Origin of the sequence: Paraburkholderia fungorum (assembly GCF_900099835.1) — a bacterium.
GTDB lineage: Bacteria > Pseudomonadota > Gammaproteobacteria > Burkholderiales > Burkholderiaceae > Paraburkholderia > Paraburkholderia fungorum_A.
On record NZ_FNKP01000003.1, the window covers coordinates 785,567 to 804,253 of the forward strand.

8 protein-coding genes are annotated in these 18,687 nt (G+C 56.2%); 2 read left to right on the forward strand and 6 right to left on the reverse strand.

What is annotated here, in order from left to right:
* Positions 1-10: 10 nt before the first annotated feature.
* A complete protein-coding gene (locus BLS41_RS32795; RefSeq protein WP_074771911.1) occupies positions 11-1,447 on the reverse strand; it encodes a basic amino acid/polyamine antiporter in 1,437 nt (478 codons plus the stop codon).
* Positions 1,448-2,008: 561 nt separating this feature from the next.
* Here BLS41_RS32795 and BLS41_RS32800 point away from each other — a divergent pair.
* Positions 2,009-2,314 carry a hypothetical protein gene (locus tag BLS41_RS32800; RefSeq protein ID WP_074773321.1) on the forward strand — a complete coding sequence of 102 codons (306 nt, stop codon included), beginning with the start codon at positions 2,009-2,011 and terminating at the stop codon, positions 2,312-2,314.
* Between the two features lie 163 nt (positions 2,315-2,477).
* On the opposite strand, the gene BLS41_RS32805 is transcribed toward BLS41_RS32800, so the two are convergent.
* Genes BLS41_RS32805 through BLS41_RS32815 form a run of 3 tightly spaced genes read right to left on the reverse strand, consistent with a single transcriptional unit; the run spans position 2,478 to position 8,195 of the window.
* A complete protein-coding gene (locus BLS41_RS32805) occupies positions 2,478-4,019 on the reverse strand; it encodes an efflux transporter outer membrane subunit (RefSeq protein ID WP_253189864.1) in 1,542 nt (513 codons plus the stop codon).
* A complete protein-coding gene (locus BLS41_RS32810; RefSeq protein WP_074771913.1) occupies positions 4,006-7,077 on the reverse strand; it encodes an efflux RND transporter permease subunit in 3,072 nt (1,023 codons plus the stop codon). The genes BLS41_RS32805 and BLS41_RS32810 overlap by 14 nt, the downstream gene beginning before the upstream one ends.
* Complete coding sequence (locus BLS41_RS32815; RefSeq protein ID WP_143026438.1) at positions 7,074-8,195, reverse strand: efflux RND transporter periplasmic adaptor subunit; 1,122 nt, start codon at positions 8,193-8,195, stop codon at positions 7,074-7,076. The genes BLS41_RS32810 and BLS41_RS32815 overlap by 4 nt, the downstream gene beginning before the upstream one ends.
* A 1,564-nt stretch (positions 8,196-9,759) precedes the next feature.
* Here BLS41_RS32815 and BLS41_RS32825 point away from each other — a divergent pair.
* On the forward strand, positions 9,760-11,778 hold the full coding sequence (locus BLS41_RS32825; protein ID WP_143026439.1) for an esterase/lipase family protein: 2,019 nt from the start codon (positions 9,760-9,762) through the stop codon (positions 11,776-11,778).
* Positions 11,779-15,594: 3,816 nt separating this feature from the next.
* Here BLS41_RS32825 and BLS41_RS32830 read toward each other — a convergent pair.
* Both BLS41_RS32830 and BLS41_RS32835 read right to left on the reverse strand, forming a co-directional pair.
* Positions 15,595-16,569 (reverse strand): ParB/RepB/Spo0J family partition protein, encoded by a 975-nt coding sequence (locus BLS41_RS32830; protein ID WP_074771917.1) that lies wholly within the window; start codon positions 16,567-16,569, stop codon positions 15,595-15,597.
* Complete coding sequence (locus tag BLS41_RS32835; RefSeq protein ID WP_171910365.1) at positions 16,566-17,777, reverse strand: ParA family protein; 1,212 nt, start codon at positions 17,775-17,777, stop codon at positions 16,566-16,568. Before BLS41_RS32835 ends, BLS41_RS32830 begins: the two co-directional genes overlap by 4 nt.
* Positions 17,778-18,687 lie beyond the last annotated feature (910 nt).

The following is an 18,687-nucleotide window of genomic DNA, read 5'->3' on the forward strand; positions in this document are numbered from 1 at the left end:
TACGATGAACTCAGACCACAATCGCGCCGCTGACCAAACCGATCAGCGCTGAAAGCGCGCCGCAGACAGCAACGACGAATATGATCCACTCAGCCTTCGTGAAAACGGCCAGGCCACGCTCGCGCCTTGCCAGAATAAACAACATGCTGCCCGGCGCGTAGAGCAACGCCGACATCATCAGAAATTTGGCTCCGCCTGCGAATAGCAGGAACACCGTGTAAAGCGTCGCAAACGCGGCGATCAGGTAGTCGCGGCGTAATGCACGTTGCGGCTCGATACCTTTTTCGATATCGCGACGCGCAGCCTTGATGCCGAATGCAGCTACCAGAAAATAGGGAATCAGCGCCATTGAACTGGTGAGATTCAACATCAACGAAAACGCGTCGTTCGACCAATACGTGCTGATGACGAATAGCTGCACCACGCTACTGGTCAACCAGATTGCGGCCACCGGCAATTTGCGCTCGTTCTGACGCGAGAATATTGTCGGCATCGTGCCGGTGCGCGCAGCGGCGAATAACACCTCGGCGCAGATCAGCGACCACGCGAGATACGCACCGAGAATCGAAACGATCAGACCGCCGCCGATAAAGACCGTGCCGAACGGACCGAGCAGCGCACCCAATACGGCAGCCATCGAAGGCTGACGCATCACGGCGATATCCGCGCGCGGGAGCACCGCATACGGCAACAGCGTGACCAGCACCAGCAGACACAAAACGGCGATAAAACCGGTGATCGTCGCCGCGCCGACGTGCGAGCGCTGTTTTGCATAGCGGGAATAAACGCTCGCACCTTCAATGCCGACGAACACGAATACGGTAATCAGCATCGTCGAACGAATCTGCGAAAACAGGCTTGCCGGAAGCGCGTTTTCGCCGCTCTCCCAGAAGTTCGCATGAAACATATCGAAGCGGAATAGCACGATCAGGATGCCGATGAACAGGATGATCGGAATCACCTTCGCGACGGTTACGATTGTGTTGATCAGCGTGGCCGATTGCACGCCTCGCAACATCACCAGATGAAATAGCCAGATGCCGACAGACGACACGGCGATCGCTGTCGCGGTATTGCCGTCGCCGAATGCGGGGACGAATGCGCCGAGTGTCGATTTGATCAACACCCAGTAAGACACGTTGCCGAAGCATCCCGCCATCCAGTAGCCAAATGCGGAGAGGAAACCTGCGTAATCGCCGAAGCCTTCTCTCGCGTAGGCGAACACGCCTGCGTCGAGTTCGGGGCGTCGCTCGGCCAGCGCCTGAAAAACCCGCGCCAACGCATACATGCCGATGCCCGCCACACACCACGCGATGATCGCGCCGAGCGGTCCCGTAGCGCGCGCAAAATTACGCGGCAACGAGAAGATTCCCGCACCGACCATCGATCCGACGACCATTGCGGTCAATGCAGGCAGCGATAGTTTTGTCTCGACTTGAGATGACATTGTTCACCATTCAGGGAAGCAGATTGCTTTCAGAAGTGACTGACGCGTCGGCTTGATGACTGGAACACCGGGCCGTTGTGTGCGAGAAATTCCGGCCGGACATCAGTATGTTTTATTTCGTTGGAAGCCGGAGTTCGCTGCACCTACGTGCCATCAACTTTCGCCGATGGCGACAATGCCGCAGGTGGTCTCGTTTGTCGTTTTTTCACTTTACGCCTTGTTGTCATCATAGGATAACTTCGCTATGGGGTCAGGTGATTTGTGCCCGCGAGACGGATTGCACCACCGACACATGACAGACGCAAAGCCATGAAATCATTGTGGACGACTACAGAGATTTTGCACGCCATCTATTTTCAAAGGGTTAGCCCTGGTGCATGGCACGCTTCCCCCTTGGTACTAATCAGGTCAATGATTAAAGCAACGCACCTCAAAGTTGCCAAAGAGAATTCGACGACACGAGGAAGGTCGACTCAAAAGGAAGACCCGGGGTCCACGAATGGCGTGAATTCGGAAGGTGTTTTACATTGTTTAATCATGTTGGTTAATGGAGCACAAATGATGGCACGCACTACTTTCAAATTCGCCACTGCATTGGTGGTATTCAGCGTCCTGACCTCGGGCGCAGCAATTGCACAGCAACCCGCAGCCGATGCACCGGCCATGGCCAGCGCCACTCACAGCGACCCGATTGTCCAGAAGCGGATGGAGGTTCGCAGCGCCAATCAGAAGCAGCGCGCGGCGAATGCAAAGACCAGGCAGCAGGCGAAGCAGCAGCAAGCTCAGGCTAAAGCCGAACGCGACAAGTCGGTATCGCAATCGCGTGCGCGTGCGACGGCGGCGATGAGCGCATCGGCTCCGCAATAATGTGAATAGCTTGCCGCTGGCAGTGTTGCGGGTTGATGCTGTCAGCGAAGCGCGACTGTTCTGTCGATGAGATTCAAAAAAAGCGCTGCTGCTGTGACATTCCGGCAGCAGCGCTTTTTTCGTGAGAGGGGAAATGCCGTTTGACGAGTCGCGCGCGACTCACCTACTGACTAACAGGCGGCATCGGATACGGCGGCGATGCGCTAACGGCAGACGTTGCCGGCTGCCAGCCGCCGCCCATCGCACGGAACAAGGCGACCTGCGCCTGCAACTGCCCGACCTGCTCCCGCACCAGCGTCGCCTGGCTTTCGAGCAACGCGATACGCGCCTGGTCGATATCCAGACGCCCCACGTCGCCTACCGTGAACTGACGCGTGGTTTTTCGCAGCACTTCGCCGCGACGTGCGACCTCTTCATTGCGTGCCTGCTGCAATTGCTCCTGGCGCTTCAATCTCGACAATGCCTGCTCGACATCGAATAGTGCACCGGATGCCGCTTTCTCATACGCACGGAGCGCCTGTTGCGCCTGCGCATCCGATGACTCCACCTGCGATTCGCGCGCGCCGAAATCGATCAACGGCATGGCGGCGGCTGCGCCGAACAGCCAGAACGTACTCGGCCCCAGCCCCTGTCCAGCGATCTCCCAACCATTGCGTGCGAGCAGCGCGCTCAACGAGAAGGTCGGCCAGTAATTCAGACGCGCCGCATCCGATTGCTTCACGCTTGCGAACAGGCGGTCTCGCGCGGCGATCAGATCGGGTCGCCGCATCAACAGATCGACAGGTTGTCCGGGAACGATATCCGGTAAAGGCTTCGGCAAACCGCTGGCCGAACTCAACGTCGTAGTCAGTTCACCGGGCTGGACGCCGCATAGATTTTCGAGCCCAAGCTGCGAAGCAGCGATAGCGGTCTCGACATCCTGTTGACGCGCCTCGACTTGCGCGAGCCCTGCGCTTGCGACATCGATATCCGTGCTCAACACCACGCCCGCCTTGAAACTGTGCTCGGCAATCGTGACGAAGTCAGCGGCGATCTGACGGCTTTGCGCAAGCAGTTCCCGCTGTTGCAACAGCCCGCGATACGTCATATAAAGATCGGCCACTCCACCGATCACACCAAGCCGCACGGCCTCCGCATCACCGGCTGCTGCAAGCGTCGAGGCTCGCGCTGCCGCAAGACGTGCACGTCCGCGTCCGAACACGTCGATCTCCCATTGGGTCTGAAGACCGATTCGCCAGAATTGCGCATCGAGATCGTTGATGCCGAGAAACTCCTGAAACTCCAGCGCCGTTTCTCCGCCGTGATATGACGCGGCCTGCGCACCCACGCCCACCGACGGCAACAATTGCGAGCGAGCGAGACGTATGCCCGCGCGCGCCTGATCAACCCGCGCCGCGGCAATGGCAATGTCGTAGTTGTTCCTGATCGCCGTTTCGATCAACTGCGTCAACGCCGGGTCGTTGAATTGCATCCACCACGTGGCGAGTTGTTCGTCGGTTAGCGATGCGTGCGTGTCCGTTGCCGCCGACAAGCCTTCGTTGAAATTCTGCGGCAGCGTCTTCGGCGAATCCAATCTCAGCGAACCGGAGCAACCCGATACGATCGCGACGAACAGCGAAGCCAGCGACGCATGGCAAGTGGCACGCAAGATCGAACGAAAAGCGGTAGGCGGCACTGAGCGGTTCCGGTTATCAAGGCTTGCCATGTTGATCCCCGGCTTGTTGGCCCTCTTCCCACTCGTTGCTCTTGATCGAGAAGAGCAGCACGTAAAGCGCTGGAACGGCAACCATGGTCAGGACCGTCGCGAACGCGAGACCTGCCATCATCGTGATTGCCATGTCTTTGAAGAACGGGTCCCATAACAGCGGCACCATCCCGAGAATCGTCGTGCCCGCAGCGAGCGCAACCGGGCGCAGACGACTCATCGAGCCGAAAATGACCGCCTGCATTCGCGGCACGCCCGATGAAATCTGGCCGTCGATCTCTTCAACCAGCACCACGCCATTCTTGATCATCATGCCGATGAGACTGAGCAGGCCGAGCAGCGCCATGAAGCCGAACGCGCCACGGAACAGCAGCAGGCCGACCGTCACGCCGCAGATCGACATCGGCACGACAAGCAGCACCACCAGCGCAGGCTTGAGCCGGCCGAACATGAACAGCACCAGCAGGATCATGCCGATGAACCCCATCGGCAACTGGCGGAACAAACTTTCCTGCGCGATGGTCGACGATTCGTGTTCACCGCCCCACTCGAAGCTGTAACCGGGCGGCAGCGGAATCGATTCGATATCGTGCCGCACGCGATTGAACGCGGCCACGCTGTTGCTGCCATACGTGACGCCAGCGGATACGGTGATCGTTCGAATGCGATCGTTGCGCGAGATGTTGGCTTCTTCCGTCTGCGGCGAGACGCCGTCGAGCACGTCGCCGAGCGGAACATAACGGCGTTGCCCGGCGCTGAAAACCTGCATCGTGAGCAGGCGCTCCATGCCTTGCTCGCTATCGGGTGCGCGCAGTACGATCGGCAGCAACTGGTCGTGCTCGCGGAAGATGCCGGCCGTGAGGCCTTCTGTCCCATACGCGAGTACGTCGTTCACCTGCCGACGCGTAACACCGGCAGAGCGCGCGCGTGACTCGTCGAATATCGGCCGCACGACGTTGATAGGCGTTTCCCAGTCGTCGCGGATCGATATCATGCCGCCATCGTTGTGCAGAATCGCCTGCGCCTGACGACTCAAACCACGTAACACGCCAGGATCGGAGCCCATGAAGCGCGCCTGAATCGGCGTGCTACCGCCGGGGCCGAAGCTTGGTCGTATCACCGTCCAGCTCGCATTGGGAAAACGTTTCTCGAGTTGCTCGGTCACGGTGGGAATCATCGTGTCGATATCGCGCTGATCCTTCACCGTGACGATGAATTGCGCGTATCGCGGGTCGCGCGTTTCAGGGTCGTAGACAAGGAAGAAGCGCGTCGCGCCACCGCCGATATAAGTGCCGACGTTCGCCACGCCATTTTGCGCAAGCAGGAATTTTTCCGCGCCACGCGTCTTTTCGGCGACCGCGCGAATGTCGGAGCCGAGTGGCAAGCGCATGTCTACATAAAAGATAGGCGTGGTCGAATTGGGAAAGAAGCTTTGCTCAACGAAACGAAATCCCCACATGCATACGCCGGTGAGCACCGCCAGCGAAATCACCACCGGCACCCGGCGGCCCGCTACCCAGTTCAAAAGACCCCGATACTTGCGATACAGCCGTGACTCGAACGGATCGGGTTGGTCGCCTTCATCGGCTTTAAACAGGTACGAACCAAACAGCGGCGTCAGGCCGATGGCGATCACCCAGCTAAATAGCAGCGATATCGCCGCAACCGCGAACAGTGACGCGCAGAATTCGCCGACCGCGTCCGGTGAAAGACCAATGCCCGAAAATGCCAGAATGCCAACCACGGTCGATGCCAGCAGAATCCACTGCCCCTGCTGCAGCACTTCGTTGGCGGCATCGATATGCGACATGCCCTTCTGCACGCGAACCAGCATGCCTTCACACACGACAATCGTATTGTCGGTCAGCATCCCCATCACGATGATCAACGCGCCGAGCGAGATTCGCTGTAACTCGATGCCGGCGGCGTACATCACGAACAGGGTGCCGAGAATCGTCAGGAAGAGTTCGACGCCGAGCACGACACCTGCGCGCCAGCCGAGTCCGATACCGAGCGCAACGCCGACAATGACCACCGCCAGCATCACGTCGAACACGAAGCCTTTGACGGCCGCATCGACGGCCTCCGGCTGATCGTAAAGCACATGCAGTTCCATGCCGAGCGGACGACTGCGCTCAAGCTCGCGCATTCGCGCCTTCACTTCCTCGCCCACTTTCACGACGTTTACGCGTGACCGCGCGCTGATGCCGATGGTGAGCGCGGGCTCGCCGTTATAACGAATCAGATTATTTGGAATCCTCGCGTAGCCATACGACACATTACCCAGATCGCCGAGTAGAACCGGACCTGCGGTCGAACCCACGGGCACTGAGCGAACTGCGTCAAGCGAATCCAATGTACCGGTTGGCGCAACCCGCAACAGCAGATCGCCGACGCGCTCGCGTCCCGCCGGGCGGATTTCGTTTTGCAGCGCGAGTGTTTGCGCGAGGTCGTCGGTGGAAAGATTGTTGGCGACCAGTTTCGCCTGATCGGCCTCGACCGTAATCTGTTCCTGCTGATTTCCGGCGATCACGATATCGGCGACATCGGGCATCGTCAGCAATTGCTTGCGCAATTCGCGCGCGTATTCAAAAAGCTGCGCCTGCGTATAGCCCTTGCCGGTGATCGCGTAAAACATCCCGTAGACATCGCCGAACTTGTCGAGAACGACCGTTGGACCTGCGCCGGGAGGTAGCCGCGCTTGCACGTCGCCGACCTGGCGGCGCAGTTCGTCCCACACTTGCGGCAAATCGGCGGAGGTGTAGCGGTCGCGAATCTGTACACGAACTTCCGAGTAACCGGGCATCGAGCGCGAACGCAGAAAGTCGACCTGCTCCATCTGCTGGATCGAGCTTTCGAGCCGGTCGGTCACTTCGTTCTCGACTTCCTTCGCGCTGGCGCCGGGATAGAACGTGACGACCACGGCCGTCTTGATCGTGAACTTCGGATCTTCGAGCCGCCCGATGTTGATATACGCGAACAGTCCGCCGAATAGCGACACGAGCGTGATCACCCACGCGATCAACGGCTTCTCGATAAGAGGGCGCGCGAGGTTCATTGATTCTCATCCAGTGGCCGCACCGCCTGCCCTTCGGCGACGAACTGCGAGCCGCCCCCCACTACCTTGTCGCCGACATGCAGGTCGCCTGCCACGATGGCCGAGTTGTCGCGAATCTCGCGCAGATCGACCGGCACCGCGTGGACCTTGCTCGATCCGGGGTCGTAACGCCATATCCTGTGCTTGCCGTCGGGCGTGACGGAAAGCGCGGCGACCGGCACCGACAGGGCGAGGTTCGTCGTGGGCGCCTGGGTTGCGCCGATGCGCACGCGCATCGCCATGCCCGGCAGCAGCGAAAGCTGCGTGGGCTGTTTGACACTGAACAACAACCGGTAAGAACTCGAGATGGGCGAACTCTGTGTCGAATGCTCGCGATAAACCAGCGGGAACACGTTGTCGGGGCGGTCCGGCGTCCACGCTTCCGCGTGCAGGGTGTTATTGAGCGGCAAGCTTTCGGCGATACTTTGCGGCAGCTCCACGCCGATCTCGATTCGCTCCGCGTTCTCCAGGTTGAATACAGGTGCACCGGCCTGCACCATCTGCTGGGTTTCAATGGTGCGTCGTGCAATCCGCCCATCGAACGGCGCGATCAGGCGGGTATTGCGTAAATCGCGACGCGCCAGATCGCGCTGCACTCCGGCGACGTCCACCGCAGCCTTCAGCTGATCGAAGGCGCCGCCCGACAGGATGTTTTCGTTATGCAGTACGGCCTTGCGCTTGAGGTCGTCGGCGAGTTGCGTGTATTGCGCTTCGGCGCGGCGCACCACCAGTTCATAAGGCTCGGGATCGATTCGCGCGATCAGTTGACCTTTGCGCACGCGGCCGCCGTCGAGCACGGCAATCTGGACGACGCGCCCGGACACCTCGAAAGCCAGCGGCGAAATGCTGGTCTGCTCGACGCGGCCGGTGAACTCGCGCAACTCGTTGGCCCCTTCCTGCGTGACAGGCACCAACTGCACCATACGCGGCCCGGTATCGGTTGCGACTTCCTGTTGTCGCCCGCATGCACTCAATGCGGCGAGTGCCAGAACGATGACTATTCGCGACCGGCGTACCGGCCGCTCTACCTCGTGCAGCACACAGGACCGCACTGCGGGGCGGCTTTCGTGAGCGGTCATTCAGGCCTCTCGTATGGTTAACCCACTACGCTTATGAGCGATATGACGAAACCTGCCGACCTTTTGCGACGATCTAAAACCGTGCATTTCAGGTAGGCGACACAAAGTGAAGGTTCAGCCGCAATGAGAGTGTCCGGCGTGGCGACAGTCGACACTCGCGATGGTCGCGGCATCGACCTCCTCCTTGCTTGGCGAGATGTGCGAGTGTGTTGTGTTCGGGCTATCGAGGGCTGCTTTACCCTGCTTGATATCGTTCATGTCCGCACCTCGGATTGAAAATTTAATCCTGCCCGTCGCGACAACGAAAATGATGGCCGGACCGCCGACCATGCGACCGCGAGGGTGAGCCATTTGGGGTGGAAGACAATGACCAGAACCTGAGTGTTCCAGTCGATGCGCCAGCCTGCCCCGTAGCACCGGCGAAAGATAAACGAAGGTAACTGGCCAACGAAATCTCTTGCGAATTGTCTGCGCATAACGCGGGACACCCGTTCATGATTTTCAGGCTACCTGACAAAGTATTTAAGTTCCCAAACAATTCATTGTCAAGCGCTTAACTACAAGTGCGGAACCGAGCGAAGTATGGCGTTGCCAATCCCGGCACTGATCCAATTGCTCCGCTTCGCTAACGGTAAGCACATCATGCATTTTCTGCGAGCGAATCCTGAATGTTTGCGCGTGGCACGTACAAACAATGTCATGAGCACGTCATTGCCCTCACCCATATTGCACGATTGCCTGCGCTGTGCTCGGGGCACCGTACGTTCTGGCGATCATGCAGCGCACCCGCTACGATGCATGATGGCCGATCGATACTAAGTCCGTCAATTGCTTGATTGCCTTATGCAAATAATTAGCGCGCGGCGCGACATTTGACAAATTGAGGCCGGAAATTCACACGCTCATTTTCTATCATGATCAGGATACCGATCTTCAGTCTCCGATCATGTCAAAAGAAAATAGCTGAATGGACGGACTGTAAGGGGACATCAAGGCGGGTTGTTTTCAGCTTCATATCATGACTGCAGACGTCGATGTGCCGTTTTTTCGGTCGTGTGAAAATGTTAATTCTCGCCATCTATGTACAAGCGAAGACCGTGATATCGATCAGGCATCCCCAGCTTCATCAACTTCATGGTTCATGCGTGAGCGCTTCGCCAACTGCGTTTCTCGCGCGAGAGTAACAACGCGCAAAGCGCTCTGCGATGAAGCAGATATAGTTTCCCCTGCTGAGGTCGCATAGGGCGAATAGACTGCTGTCACCGTGGTGGTCTTTCTGGTCGACCGGAGGTTGGGTCAGTGAAGCCACATTGCAGCGTATCCTCCAATTTCCTATGTCTGCGCACATGGGTAGCGCGGCTCAACTGACTCGCGCAAGCGGTCCCGTCAACCACGCAGATGAGGTAATCGCCCCAATGCTTCGACGCAATCGTTCGAGAAGTCGGTGTGCTGCGCAGCTATCATCAACGCGAATCGTTTGTATAGTTAAACGGATCGGCAATCTGGAGATACCCAGGTGCATGGCGTGGGCGAATTGACAATGGCGCGCACTCGGTCACTGCGTATGCCGTGGCGCCTTACGTTCGCCCTACTGGTCGCCAGCCTCCTCTCCGGGTGCGCGATGGTGACCGTCAGCTCGCTCGGCCCCCAGCAATACATCGCCATGCGACGCGGCGATATTCTTTCCACGGGTCGGTTGAGCGCGGCGACTCGCGACACGTTGCGCATCGCGGCGCTCGATGAAGGCGCATGTCAACAAAACCCGCAAGCGTGCATCGATTCGATCGCGACCGTTCCGGGTATCAATATCGACCAGCGTCTTGCCAGCCTGGCCGAGCTTTCGCTTCAGATGGCGATGGCTCAAACGCCGGCCAACAACGCGTCCTGGAGTGACGCCCAATTCGATCTCTGGCTGAGAACGGTCAGATACGCTTATGCCTATCTCTTCTACGGGCAGCGCACGGCGGGTGAACGTGCGTTCGAAGATCGGCAGACGCAGGTGCGTGACTATTACAACTACGCGGCGCAGGAACTCGCGACTGCCCTATTCCGCCGAGGCGCGGTCGGCACCGACGCGGACAATCGGGACCCCGCCAAGCAGGTGATAGGAAACTGGACAATTCACATCGACTTAAGCCGGTTTCGATTGCCTGAAGGTGTGCGCGAACCACGCGAAGTTATACCGGCATCAAGGCTTTCTTTTGCAGGACTGCGCAGTATTTATCGCCGCGACGGTTTGGGCGCGGAGCTGGTCGCGGTGATGAACACTCCCTCGCCAGCCGAACGCGCCGAACCGGGTCATGCCGACGACGCGGCCAGCGCGACCGAAGCCGCAGAGGATTCCACGAGCGGCACGACAACTACCGGGACATCGGGACGTCCCACGTCGGCCCCGGTCTTTCGTGAAATGCCATCGCCGAACGTCACCGCGCTGTTTCTGTTCAACGTCGAGACGCTGGAAGAATTGCGCGACACACGTGATGTGATTCTGGCGGTCTACGACCCCTATCGCGAAGCAAGTGTTCAGCGGCATGACCAGACCGTGCCGCTAGCGGCCAACTTTAGTGCGGGTTACGGGATCTGGCTCGCGCGCTCGGGTTTTGCCGGACAGTCGTTACGCACGCTGTTTGGCCGCGCACGCGGCATTGATACTCCGCGCATTTATATGATGCAGCCATTCGATCCCGATCGACGCATCATTCTGATGCTGCACGGGCTGGCGAGCAGTCCCGAGGCGTGGGTCAATGTCGCGAACGACATTCAAGGCGACGATGTGCTTCGTCAGCATTTTCAGGTGTGGCAGGTTTATTACCCGACCAACGTGCCGATTCTCGTTAGTCTCGCGCGAATTCGCAGAGCCGCGCGGCAGACCTTGCAACACTTCGACCCGGACGGCACGTCGACGGCATCGCACGGCATGGTGTTGATCGGACACAGCATGGGCGGCGTTATCGCGAGGCTGTTGGTTTCGACATCCGATGAAGAACTATGGACCACGTTCCAGGACAAGTATTTACCCGAGGGCGCCGAGTTAGACCGCGAGGATGAACGGCTGAACCGGCTGCTACGCTTTTCGCCGATGCCGCAGGTCGAGCGGGCGATTTTCATTGCCGCGCCTCACCGCGGCACGCCGTTCGCGAGCAATCGCATCGCTCGCTGGGCGGCGAACCTGGTGCGCCTGCCGCTTGCGCTGCTGCACGAATTCGAAGAAGTGATGCAGAGCGCGACCAACATTGAAAGCGGGGACAAGGAGCGGCAGACGTTCCATGTGCCTAACAGTATCGAGCAGTTGCGTGAGAGCGATCCGCTGATTCAGGCGACTGCGCAGTTGCCGATCAGCCCCGAAGTCTGCTTCCACTCGATTATCGCGAGGCGTAGGGAAACGGGCCCGCTTGAAGATTCCGACGATGGTGTGGTGCCGTATCGGAGCGCGCATCTCGCCGACGCACGATCTGAAATGGTGATCGTCTCGGGACATAGCGTGCAGGAGACGCCGCAGGCCATCCGGGAAATTCGGCGGATTTTGCATGAGGATATTGCGGAAGTGGCGAAGGAAGATGGGGCGGTGGGGTGTGGGCGGTGAGTGCAGTGGGGTTGCGTGCTCGGGTTGGTGGCCTGGTGATTGCGAGGGGCAGTTTTTGGGGAGACCTGGGATTCGGCCGGTTTGTGGTTTGCGTGGGCGTGACTGCTAACTGAGGTTATCGCTGTCTTTGTCCATGAAGGAGGCACCATGGCATTTGCAAAGTCCGAGCGTGCCTGATAAACATGTGGGCCGATAATTCGCTCACGGATGAAGGTGCGGGTTGCCTCATTGGCAATGCCTTCAGGCTCTCATTCTGTCGACGCGCGTCTTTGACGAAACATCTTATGGAAGATGTCCAATTGATTAGGATTGCAGTTCATATCGTCGACTGAGAAGCCGAGCGAACGCTTTATCGGGGGAAGTCTGATTGAGGGGAATCGGGCGGACGTGTGGAGCCAGATGAATTACGGGGATGGCTGTGGCTGACCTGGTCGTTGCGACCGCGCCTGGGTTCGGCCATGCGCCGTTGTCTGGCAGATCAGCATAGTCAATGAATCGAACGCGGAATTGGCTTCCCGCGAATTGGCAAGCACACCTAGATCGTCTTCGTGACCGACTCCGCCGCTCGCTTCTGACTCCGGTTCGGTTCGGTTCGGTGAGACGTGGCCTATAAGTTATCACGCCCTTAAGGGCCGCTCCGCGCCGGTCGCGCTCTCAGCGAGTTGCTGGTGGGCGAGCGTCCGCAAACGCAGAACGGTGCGCTGGAAATCTTTGCAGACCGGCAATGACCGTTGGTGCGGCGAGTAGCTGAACCTAAGTAGCGCGAGGGTCTGCGGCGTGCGTGCCAATGATTGCGAATTTCTACTTGCACTAGCGTATGTTGGTCCGCGTCTGCGCCACCCGGCGTGTCCCAGGTTGCGAAGATGCGCGTTATATCGCGACGCGGGGCGGGATTTCCTTTGCAGATCTTTCGATTCCGTTGCGCAGGTGTTTGCCAACTATGTGGTCGCCCGGAATATGAAATTGATCGGCAAGTGCGATTCGGCGTGGATGCTCTGTCGCGTGGACGGCGCGGTCAAAGTTGACTGCCTCAGTGAGGCTTTGAAACTGGCGGCACGGCAGTGCGAATGAGTCGGCTTCCGCCGGTTCTAGTTATGGCTAACCTCTTACGCAGAGCACTGTCGAGTCGTGAATGATGGCACTCACGGTTGTCGCCGAAGCGAGCCAAAGGCGCTGACGATGCTAATAAAAGTTGGCATCTTTCAAAAGCCACTTCTTGCGATAAAAACTCCTTTACCCCCCCCCACTACACATTACGTAGCAAATAATACAAATCGCCAAGCATGATCCTAGTTCTGATTGGAAAAGAACGGATTTCAAGGAAACAAGCTGACGCGGGTTATCAAAGCATCTATTTTCGTGAAACATATGCTCTAAACTTAAAGAAAAACCATATTAAACAATAAGTTATTTTGGCAAACAAATATTCACTAATGTTTCACAGAATCAAAGACGAACGAAGTAGCCCGCGAGACGATATTTGTCGTAGACGCTGATCGGATTGCTCCACATTTGGGAGTCGGGTCCGTCAAGCTTCGCTCTGCAGGAGGTTCCGATACTCATAACAACAGGTTTCGTACTGATTGCGAACCGATAAAGATTCGATTCCTGAAGCGATTCGATATGTCCCTATATTTTTATGGTACGAGAGTTTTTGTTTCAGACAGTTGGGCGACTGTTTGTGATTCCGTGCGCGGCGTTGGCGTATCTCGTATGGTTGATTGAAATAGCCGTGTCGAGCTAACTGCAAGTGCCGTCTGAATCACTCGCTCCAACGTGATCAAGCGAATCGCTTACGTCTGAGCAAGACAATTAGCATCGCCGCGGCATTGGTAATTTGTGTCGTTGTCCAGCTTAGGCCGGTACTCTCCCCTAGCTGCTCCCCAGGCATGGCCGCTAGCGGCCTCGCTTGACAACAAGGCGTTTAGTTAAAGCGAGCAACCGATCTGGACCCCGTATGTCTCCAGCTTAAGAGCAGACCATTAAAGGCATAGGCCAGCTCGTCTGAATGCGTACAGGTAAGCTGTTCGTACACGAGAGAGATATGCAAACTCGATCGGCGTCTAAGCAATTCTTCCGAACTACTGCCTCGCGCGCATTAGAAGTAGAAAGCGCTATGACTGCAGGGAGTTGTTGACACTCTACTCCGGTTAGAAGGGTCCGAGTTTCCTGGCGGTTACAAACGCTAAAGGAAGGGCGAGGTTGCGGCCGTGGTAGGGCGTGGACAAATGAGGATTGCGGGCATTCGACAATGGGCCGATGACCTGCTTTGACCACCGTCGACTCGATCACGCGTCGCTTCGCTGATGCGATATACACGTCGATTTTAGGTGAGATCTCAAGAAACCCAACGCGATGCGAGAAATATGCCTCGCGGTGACGCGACTACTTCGGTTCGCTGCGAGGGCGGAGCAAAATCTTTGGCGCATCGGGTTCACATAGACGGCGACAGCAGCAGCCACAAAAAAGGAGCGATGGCGATTTCACCGCTAAGCTGCTCCTATGAGCCGCTCTCCATGACAAAGTTGAAAACTGAGGTTTTTCACTAAAACCGGTACTTCATCGGGCATCGAGTCCAGCGGTATCCGGCTTTCGATTGCAGGTCGGTTTGTCTGCCTACCGCTCGGCTATTCCCGAATGAAGATTTATCAACAGCGGATATAGCTCTGTCGCTACCCTCGCGAATAAGCAAGCCGAGAGGCAATTCAGCATTTTACAAGCCGACGACAACTGCGATGGGCTACTAGCCACATCCCCTAACAATGAAAATATGCCGCGGCAGACGTTATGCATTGCTCGGTGGACACCACTATTGGCGGTACTCAAGCAGATAGGGGAGTTTCTGTCTGAGAGGCCCCGTCGCCTTCCTCCAATAGTCAGCGTGATCCTGGCCTAATAGGTCATGTGATCGCCGTCCGGTTGTACTGGGGCGTATTGGGATGAAAACACGATAGCGATCACGCTAAAAAACGTATGGCCGCTAAATTGGCATCTTTTTTAACCGTAACGCGGCTAGCTTCGCCGCCTCTGTAAAGCAGCACGTGCAGACGCCCTCTGAGGGTAATGCAGATAATTCAAATTAGGTCTCAGATTACATGGCCCCGAACGAAAGCCCATCGTCACCAAGATGTCACCTGTGCGCTTTTTACTCATTGGTCAAACTCCACGGACGATGCTAACGGCCCTTCCTAGGCTGGAGATAGCTTCGATTGCCCCGGTTCAAGGTTCGACGTGAATGACAAATTAGGGTGCAGGAGGGATGCGACCTAGTAGCTGTACGGCAGCTATATCAATGCCCGAGCCGATTTAAAGGCAATCCAAATGACGGCGCGAAAGCAACTGCAACCGTTAGACAAAAGTTCGCCGGATGACTTAGCGGCGACACTGGCACCCTCCGCGGATGGAGTGCAGGCGTATAGTTGACGCTCAAAATCACAATTGAGAATACAAACCGGTGTTCTCACGTGAAACTTAAGTATTCATCCCCTTGCCTCTACTGACCCGGTCCTGTCAGAGGCTCTACTTTTGCGTGAGCGACGCCCTACGATTTTAAAGACCAGGCAAAATATTGAGCCGTTTTAATTTTTGAGTGACGCAAGTACGTGTTGCACCTATTTCGATTACCTCAATGGTCGCCGTCTGCCTTATCTACCTTAGTTAGCCGACGGATGAAAACGTTGTTAAGGTGTCTAGACTCTAGACACTCACCCCATACAGGTGTCTAGACTCTAGACACCTCGTCAGCAAAGCAAATCTCCCCGCAGAGCGAAAAATAAAGCCCGCATTATGCGGGCCGTATTTTTGAATTCAGTTCTATCAGCTTGTTTTTGGCTGTGTCTGAAACATTTCGCCGATGAGTTGCCGTATCTGCACCTCTTGCGCCTCGGTCAGCACACCCGCTTTAATCTTAATGGTGAAGTTGCTAACGTCTTTGGTGATGCTTCCGGCCTGCTCTCGTCCCGAGAAAAATTTATCGATGCTACGTCCAGTGGTCGCCTCTGACGAGGTCTTTCGCGTCGCCAGCGCGGCAATAGCAGCGGCTGCCTTGCCTTGGTCCATTTCCCCTCTCGCTACAAGCGGCCAAATCTCCGTGGCGGCTTTGACGCCATCTTCACCATGCTTTTTGATACTGGCGGCGATAGCTTGTGCCGCTGTTCCCCCAAGTAAGCGAGGCTGAATGTCGAGGTCTTTTTTTACAAAATCAGGCAAATTTTCAAACGCTAGAAATTGATAGAGACCCGCGCGCGACAAACCCATCGCCTCTGCCAATCGCTTACGGTTAGGAAACTCTGATTCCGATCGTCGAATGGCAACACCGATTTCGTAATCAGCCAAATCGTCCCGACTAATATTCTCAACCATCGCAAGCACGGCCATGTCTGAATCAGTACATTCCGCGACGACGGCTTTGATTGCATCAATACCCAACATCTTGTGGGCACGCCAACGGCGTTCGCCAGCAACAATCTGATAGTCATCCCCGGTACGACGGACGACGATAGGCTGCATCAAACCCACCTCGCGGATGGATTCCGCGAGTTCTGTCAGCTTGGCTTCGTTGAACACGCGTCGAGGTTGCCAAGGATTCGGCAAGATTCCACCCACCTGCAACAGCGACGCTACGCCTGTTGACTCCAACTCCTGTACGCGAAGTTGCGCGACGGCCAAAGCACCGGCGAGGCCTGGCGCAGTCTGCGTACGATTGCTACGCTTAACTTCCTCTTCATTGATAGACGAAGTCTTACGGATGCCAGACGTCTTTGCCAGCAGTTGTTCTCGCATATTGCTCATTGCGCATTCCTCCATTTTTCCGAATAGATCTCATCGATCCATCGGCAGTAGTCGACGAGTGGCTGCTTGACTCGTTGCAGCGACTTGGCCGCACTATGGGTACTGCTAATATCGAAGACCGTCGAGAAGGCTAAAGCTCCTGTGCTCATTACCGAACTCGCCGGAACCTCAATTGAATGCAGCCAGTTTTCGTAAGCACTTTGCGCCCAGGCGCGCACAATCGGCGCGGATGAGTTTCGCCCGTAGTCCACTCGCGAAAGCACGAGTGAAACGAAGTCGTACTTCTTATCCTTTTCATATTTGATAAAGCTTTTCGATACGTCTGAAAAAAGCCTCCAGAACGACAGCGAACTAATGAAATCCAGGTTTTCAGGAACCATCGGCATAATCATTGCATCGGCGGCCATCAGCGCATTCAGATTTAGATACGAGAGCGAAGGTGACGTATCCATCAGAATGTAGTCGTACTTCTTTCGCAGAGGTTCGAGACCCTGGCGAAGCACAGTCCAGAATCGGAAGCCTGGCTTCATCTTTTGCATCGCAGGCAGATGAAACTCCGCCCCAATCAACTCAGTGTGAGCAGGGATCACGTCGATGCCATCCCAATAAGTTGACTGCACTCGAGCCTCCAGACCGCCCTCAATGTCCTGATCGTAGACAAACGGCAGCACCGTGTCCTCGGGCGTCACGTCTTTTTCTGCATACAGTCCACAAAGCTCCGACAGTGACGCCTGCGGATCGAGGTCGACCACCAACACCTTTCGACCGCGTAGTGACAGCCCTTGCGCCAGACACATAGTCGTGGTCGTCTTGGCGGACCCGCCTTTTAACTGCGCCGTTATGACGATTTTTCCATCGGGCTCTTTCAGACGCGTAACGAGCGATGTCTGATATATGTCCGACACCTTTTGCACCCAGATCCGCGCTTCTTCCAAGGTAAAAGTTCGCGTCCGGCCGGTGCCGGCTGCGGTACCCGGGGGCAATTCACCATCGCCTTTGGTGGCGAGATATTGAACCTGCGAGTGGGAGATATTGCACATCTCGGCGATTTCTCCCGTTTTGAAAACGGGAGCCGTCTTTCGCGGACGAGGAGCCAGAATCGTGTCACGCAGTTCATTTGTGAAAATCGTGACCTTTTCCGCAAACTGGCTAATCTGCTCAAAATGCACTGTTCGGTCTACGGCAGGGAGTTGGCTCGTTCTGACCATTCTGAGGTTTTTCCATAAAATTCTAGAAACCTCAGAATACAGGAAATACTCGAAGATAGCTTTCCAAATCGCTGTTTATACGTGGATTTTTTTGCAAATCTACCGCATTTTTGCATTTTCTCGGCGGGTAGACATGACTTCGGACTTCGAGCGCTCCAATGCATCCAACTTCATATACCTGCAGAGCCGCGAGTTGAGAATCAAATTTGCACAAATGACCTCACCGTCCTTGTTTAAACATCGTAAAAATACAGAAAAATGCTCAAAAAATAACCACAAGGTGAGGCCCGTTGTGCAGATCAGCCCGTTGTCCAAATGCGTGGAACGACAATCAGCACAACCAACCTCACCTTCGTCCACTGAACGGTTGGATCCTCGGTGCATTTCTGCCGAAATAGGATAGTCTCGAGCACACGCACAATGAACCTCACCATCCTCCAGGTTAAAAACCGGTGATCGATTCAAACCTAGCGAACCAATCACTGCCTCGTAAGCCACGCGCAGCACAATGAACCTCACCATCCACGCTACATTCGTTCCCGGCACAACAAACCTCACCTTGATGTCCGGCTCTCACATTCATGTCTGAACGCTGGTTTGTTTGTTTTTTTTAAATCGTAAACAAGCCAACCAACAAACAGGGAATCTCTATCCCAATTAAATTCAAGTACTTAATGGTCTCAAGGTGAGGTTATATGTGTAAAAGGTGAGGTTGGCTGTGCCTGAAGGTGCGGTTGAATGTGCAGCAAGGTGAGACCTGTTCCGCACGTTGGTGAGGTTAGATGTGTTTAGACGCGGCTTAAACGCACAGGGTGAGGTGCATTGTGCGAACGCGATGGAATTACCCTTCGAGCCCGTCTACAAGGGATTTCCACCGAGAAGACGCTACGTAAAAGGTGAGGTTAATTGT

Excerpts from the sequence above, each read along its gene's own strand:
- BLS41_RS32800 (WP_074773321.1), top strand. The coding sequence starts at position 2,009 with ATGGCACGCACTACTTTCAAATTCGCCACTGCATTGGTGGTATTCAGC.
- BLS41_RS32825 (WP_143026439.1), top strand. The coding sequence starts at position 9,760 with ATGCCGTGGCGCCTTACGTTCGCCCTACTGGTCGCCAGCCTCCTCTCC.
- BLS41_RS32830 (WP_074771917.1), bottom strand. The coding sequence starts at position 16,569 with ATGAGCAATATGCGAGAACAACTGCTGGCAAAGACGTCTGGCATCCGT.
- BLS41_RS32815 (WP_143026438.1), bottom strand. The coding sequence starts at position 8,195 with ATGACCGCTCACGAAAGCCGCCCCGCAGTGCGGTCCTGTGTGCTGCAC.
- BLS41_RS32795 (WP_074771911.1), bottom strand. The coding sequence starts at position 1,447 with ATGTCATCTCAAGTCGAGACAAAACTATCGCTGCCTGCATTGACCGCA.
- BLS41_RS32810 (WP_074771913.1), bottom strand. The coding sequence starts at position 7,077 with ATGAACCTCGCGCGCCCTCTTATCGAGAAGCCGTTGATCGCGTGGGTG.
- BLS41_RS32805 (WP_253189864.1), bottom strand. The coding sequence starts at position 4,019 with ATGGCAAGCCTTGATAACCGGAACCGCTCAGTGCCGCCTACCGCTTTT.
- BLS41_RS32835 (WP_171910365.1), bottom strand. The coding sequence starts at position 17,777 with ATGGTCAGAACGAGCCAACTCCCTGCCGTAGACCGAACAGTGCATTTT.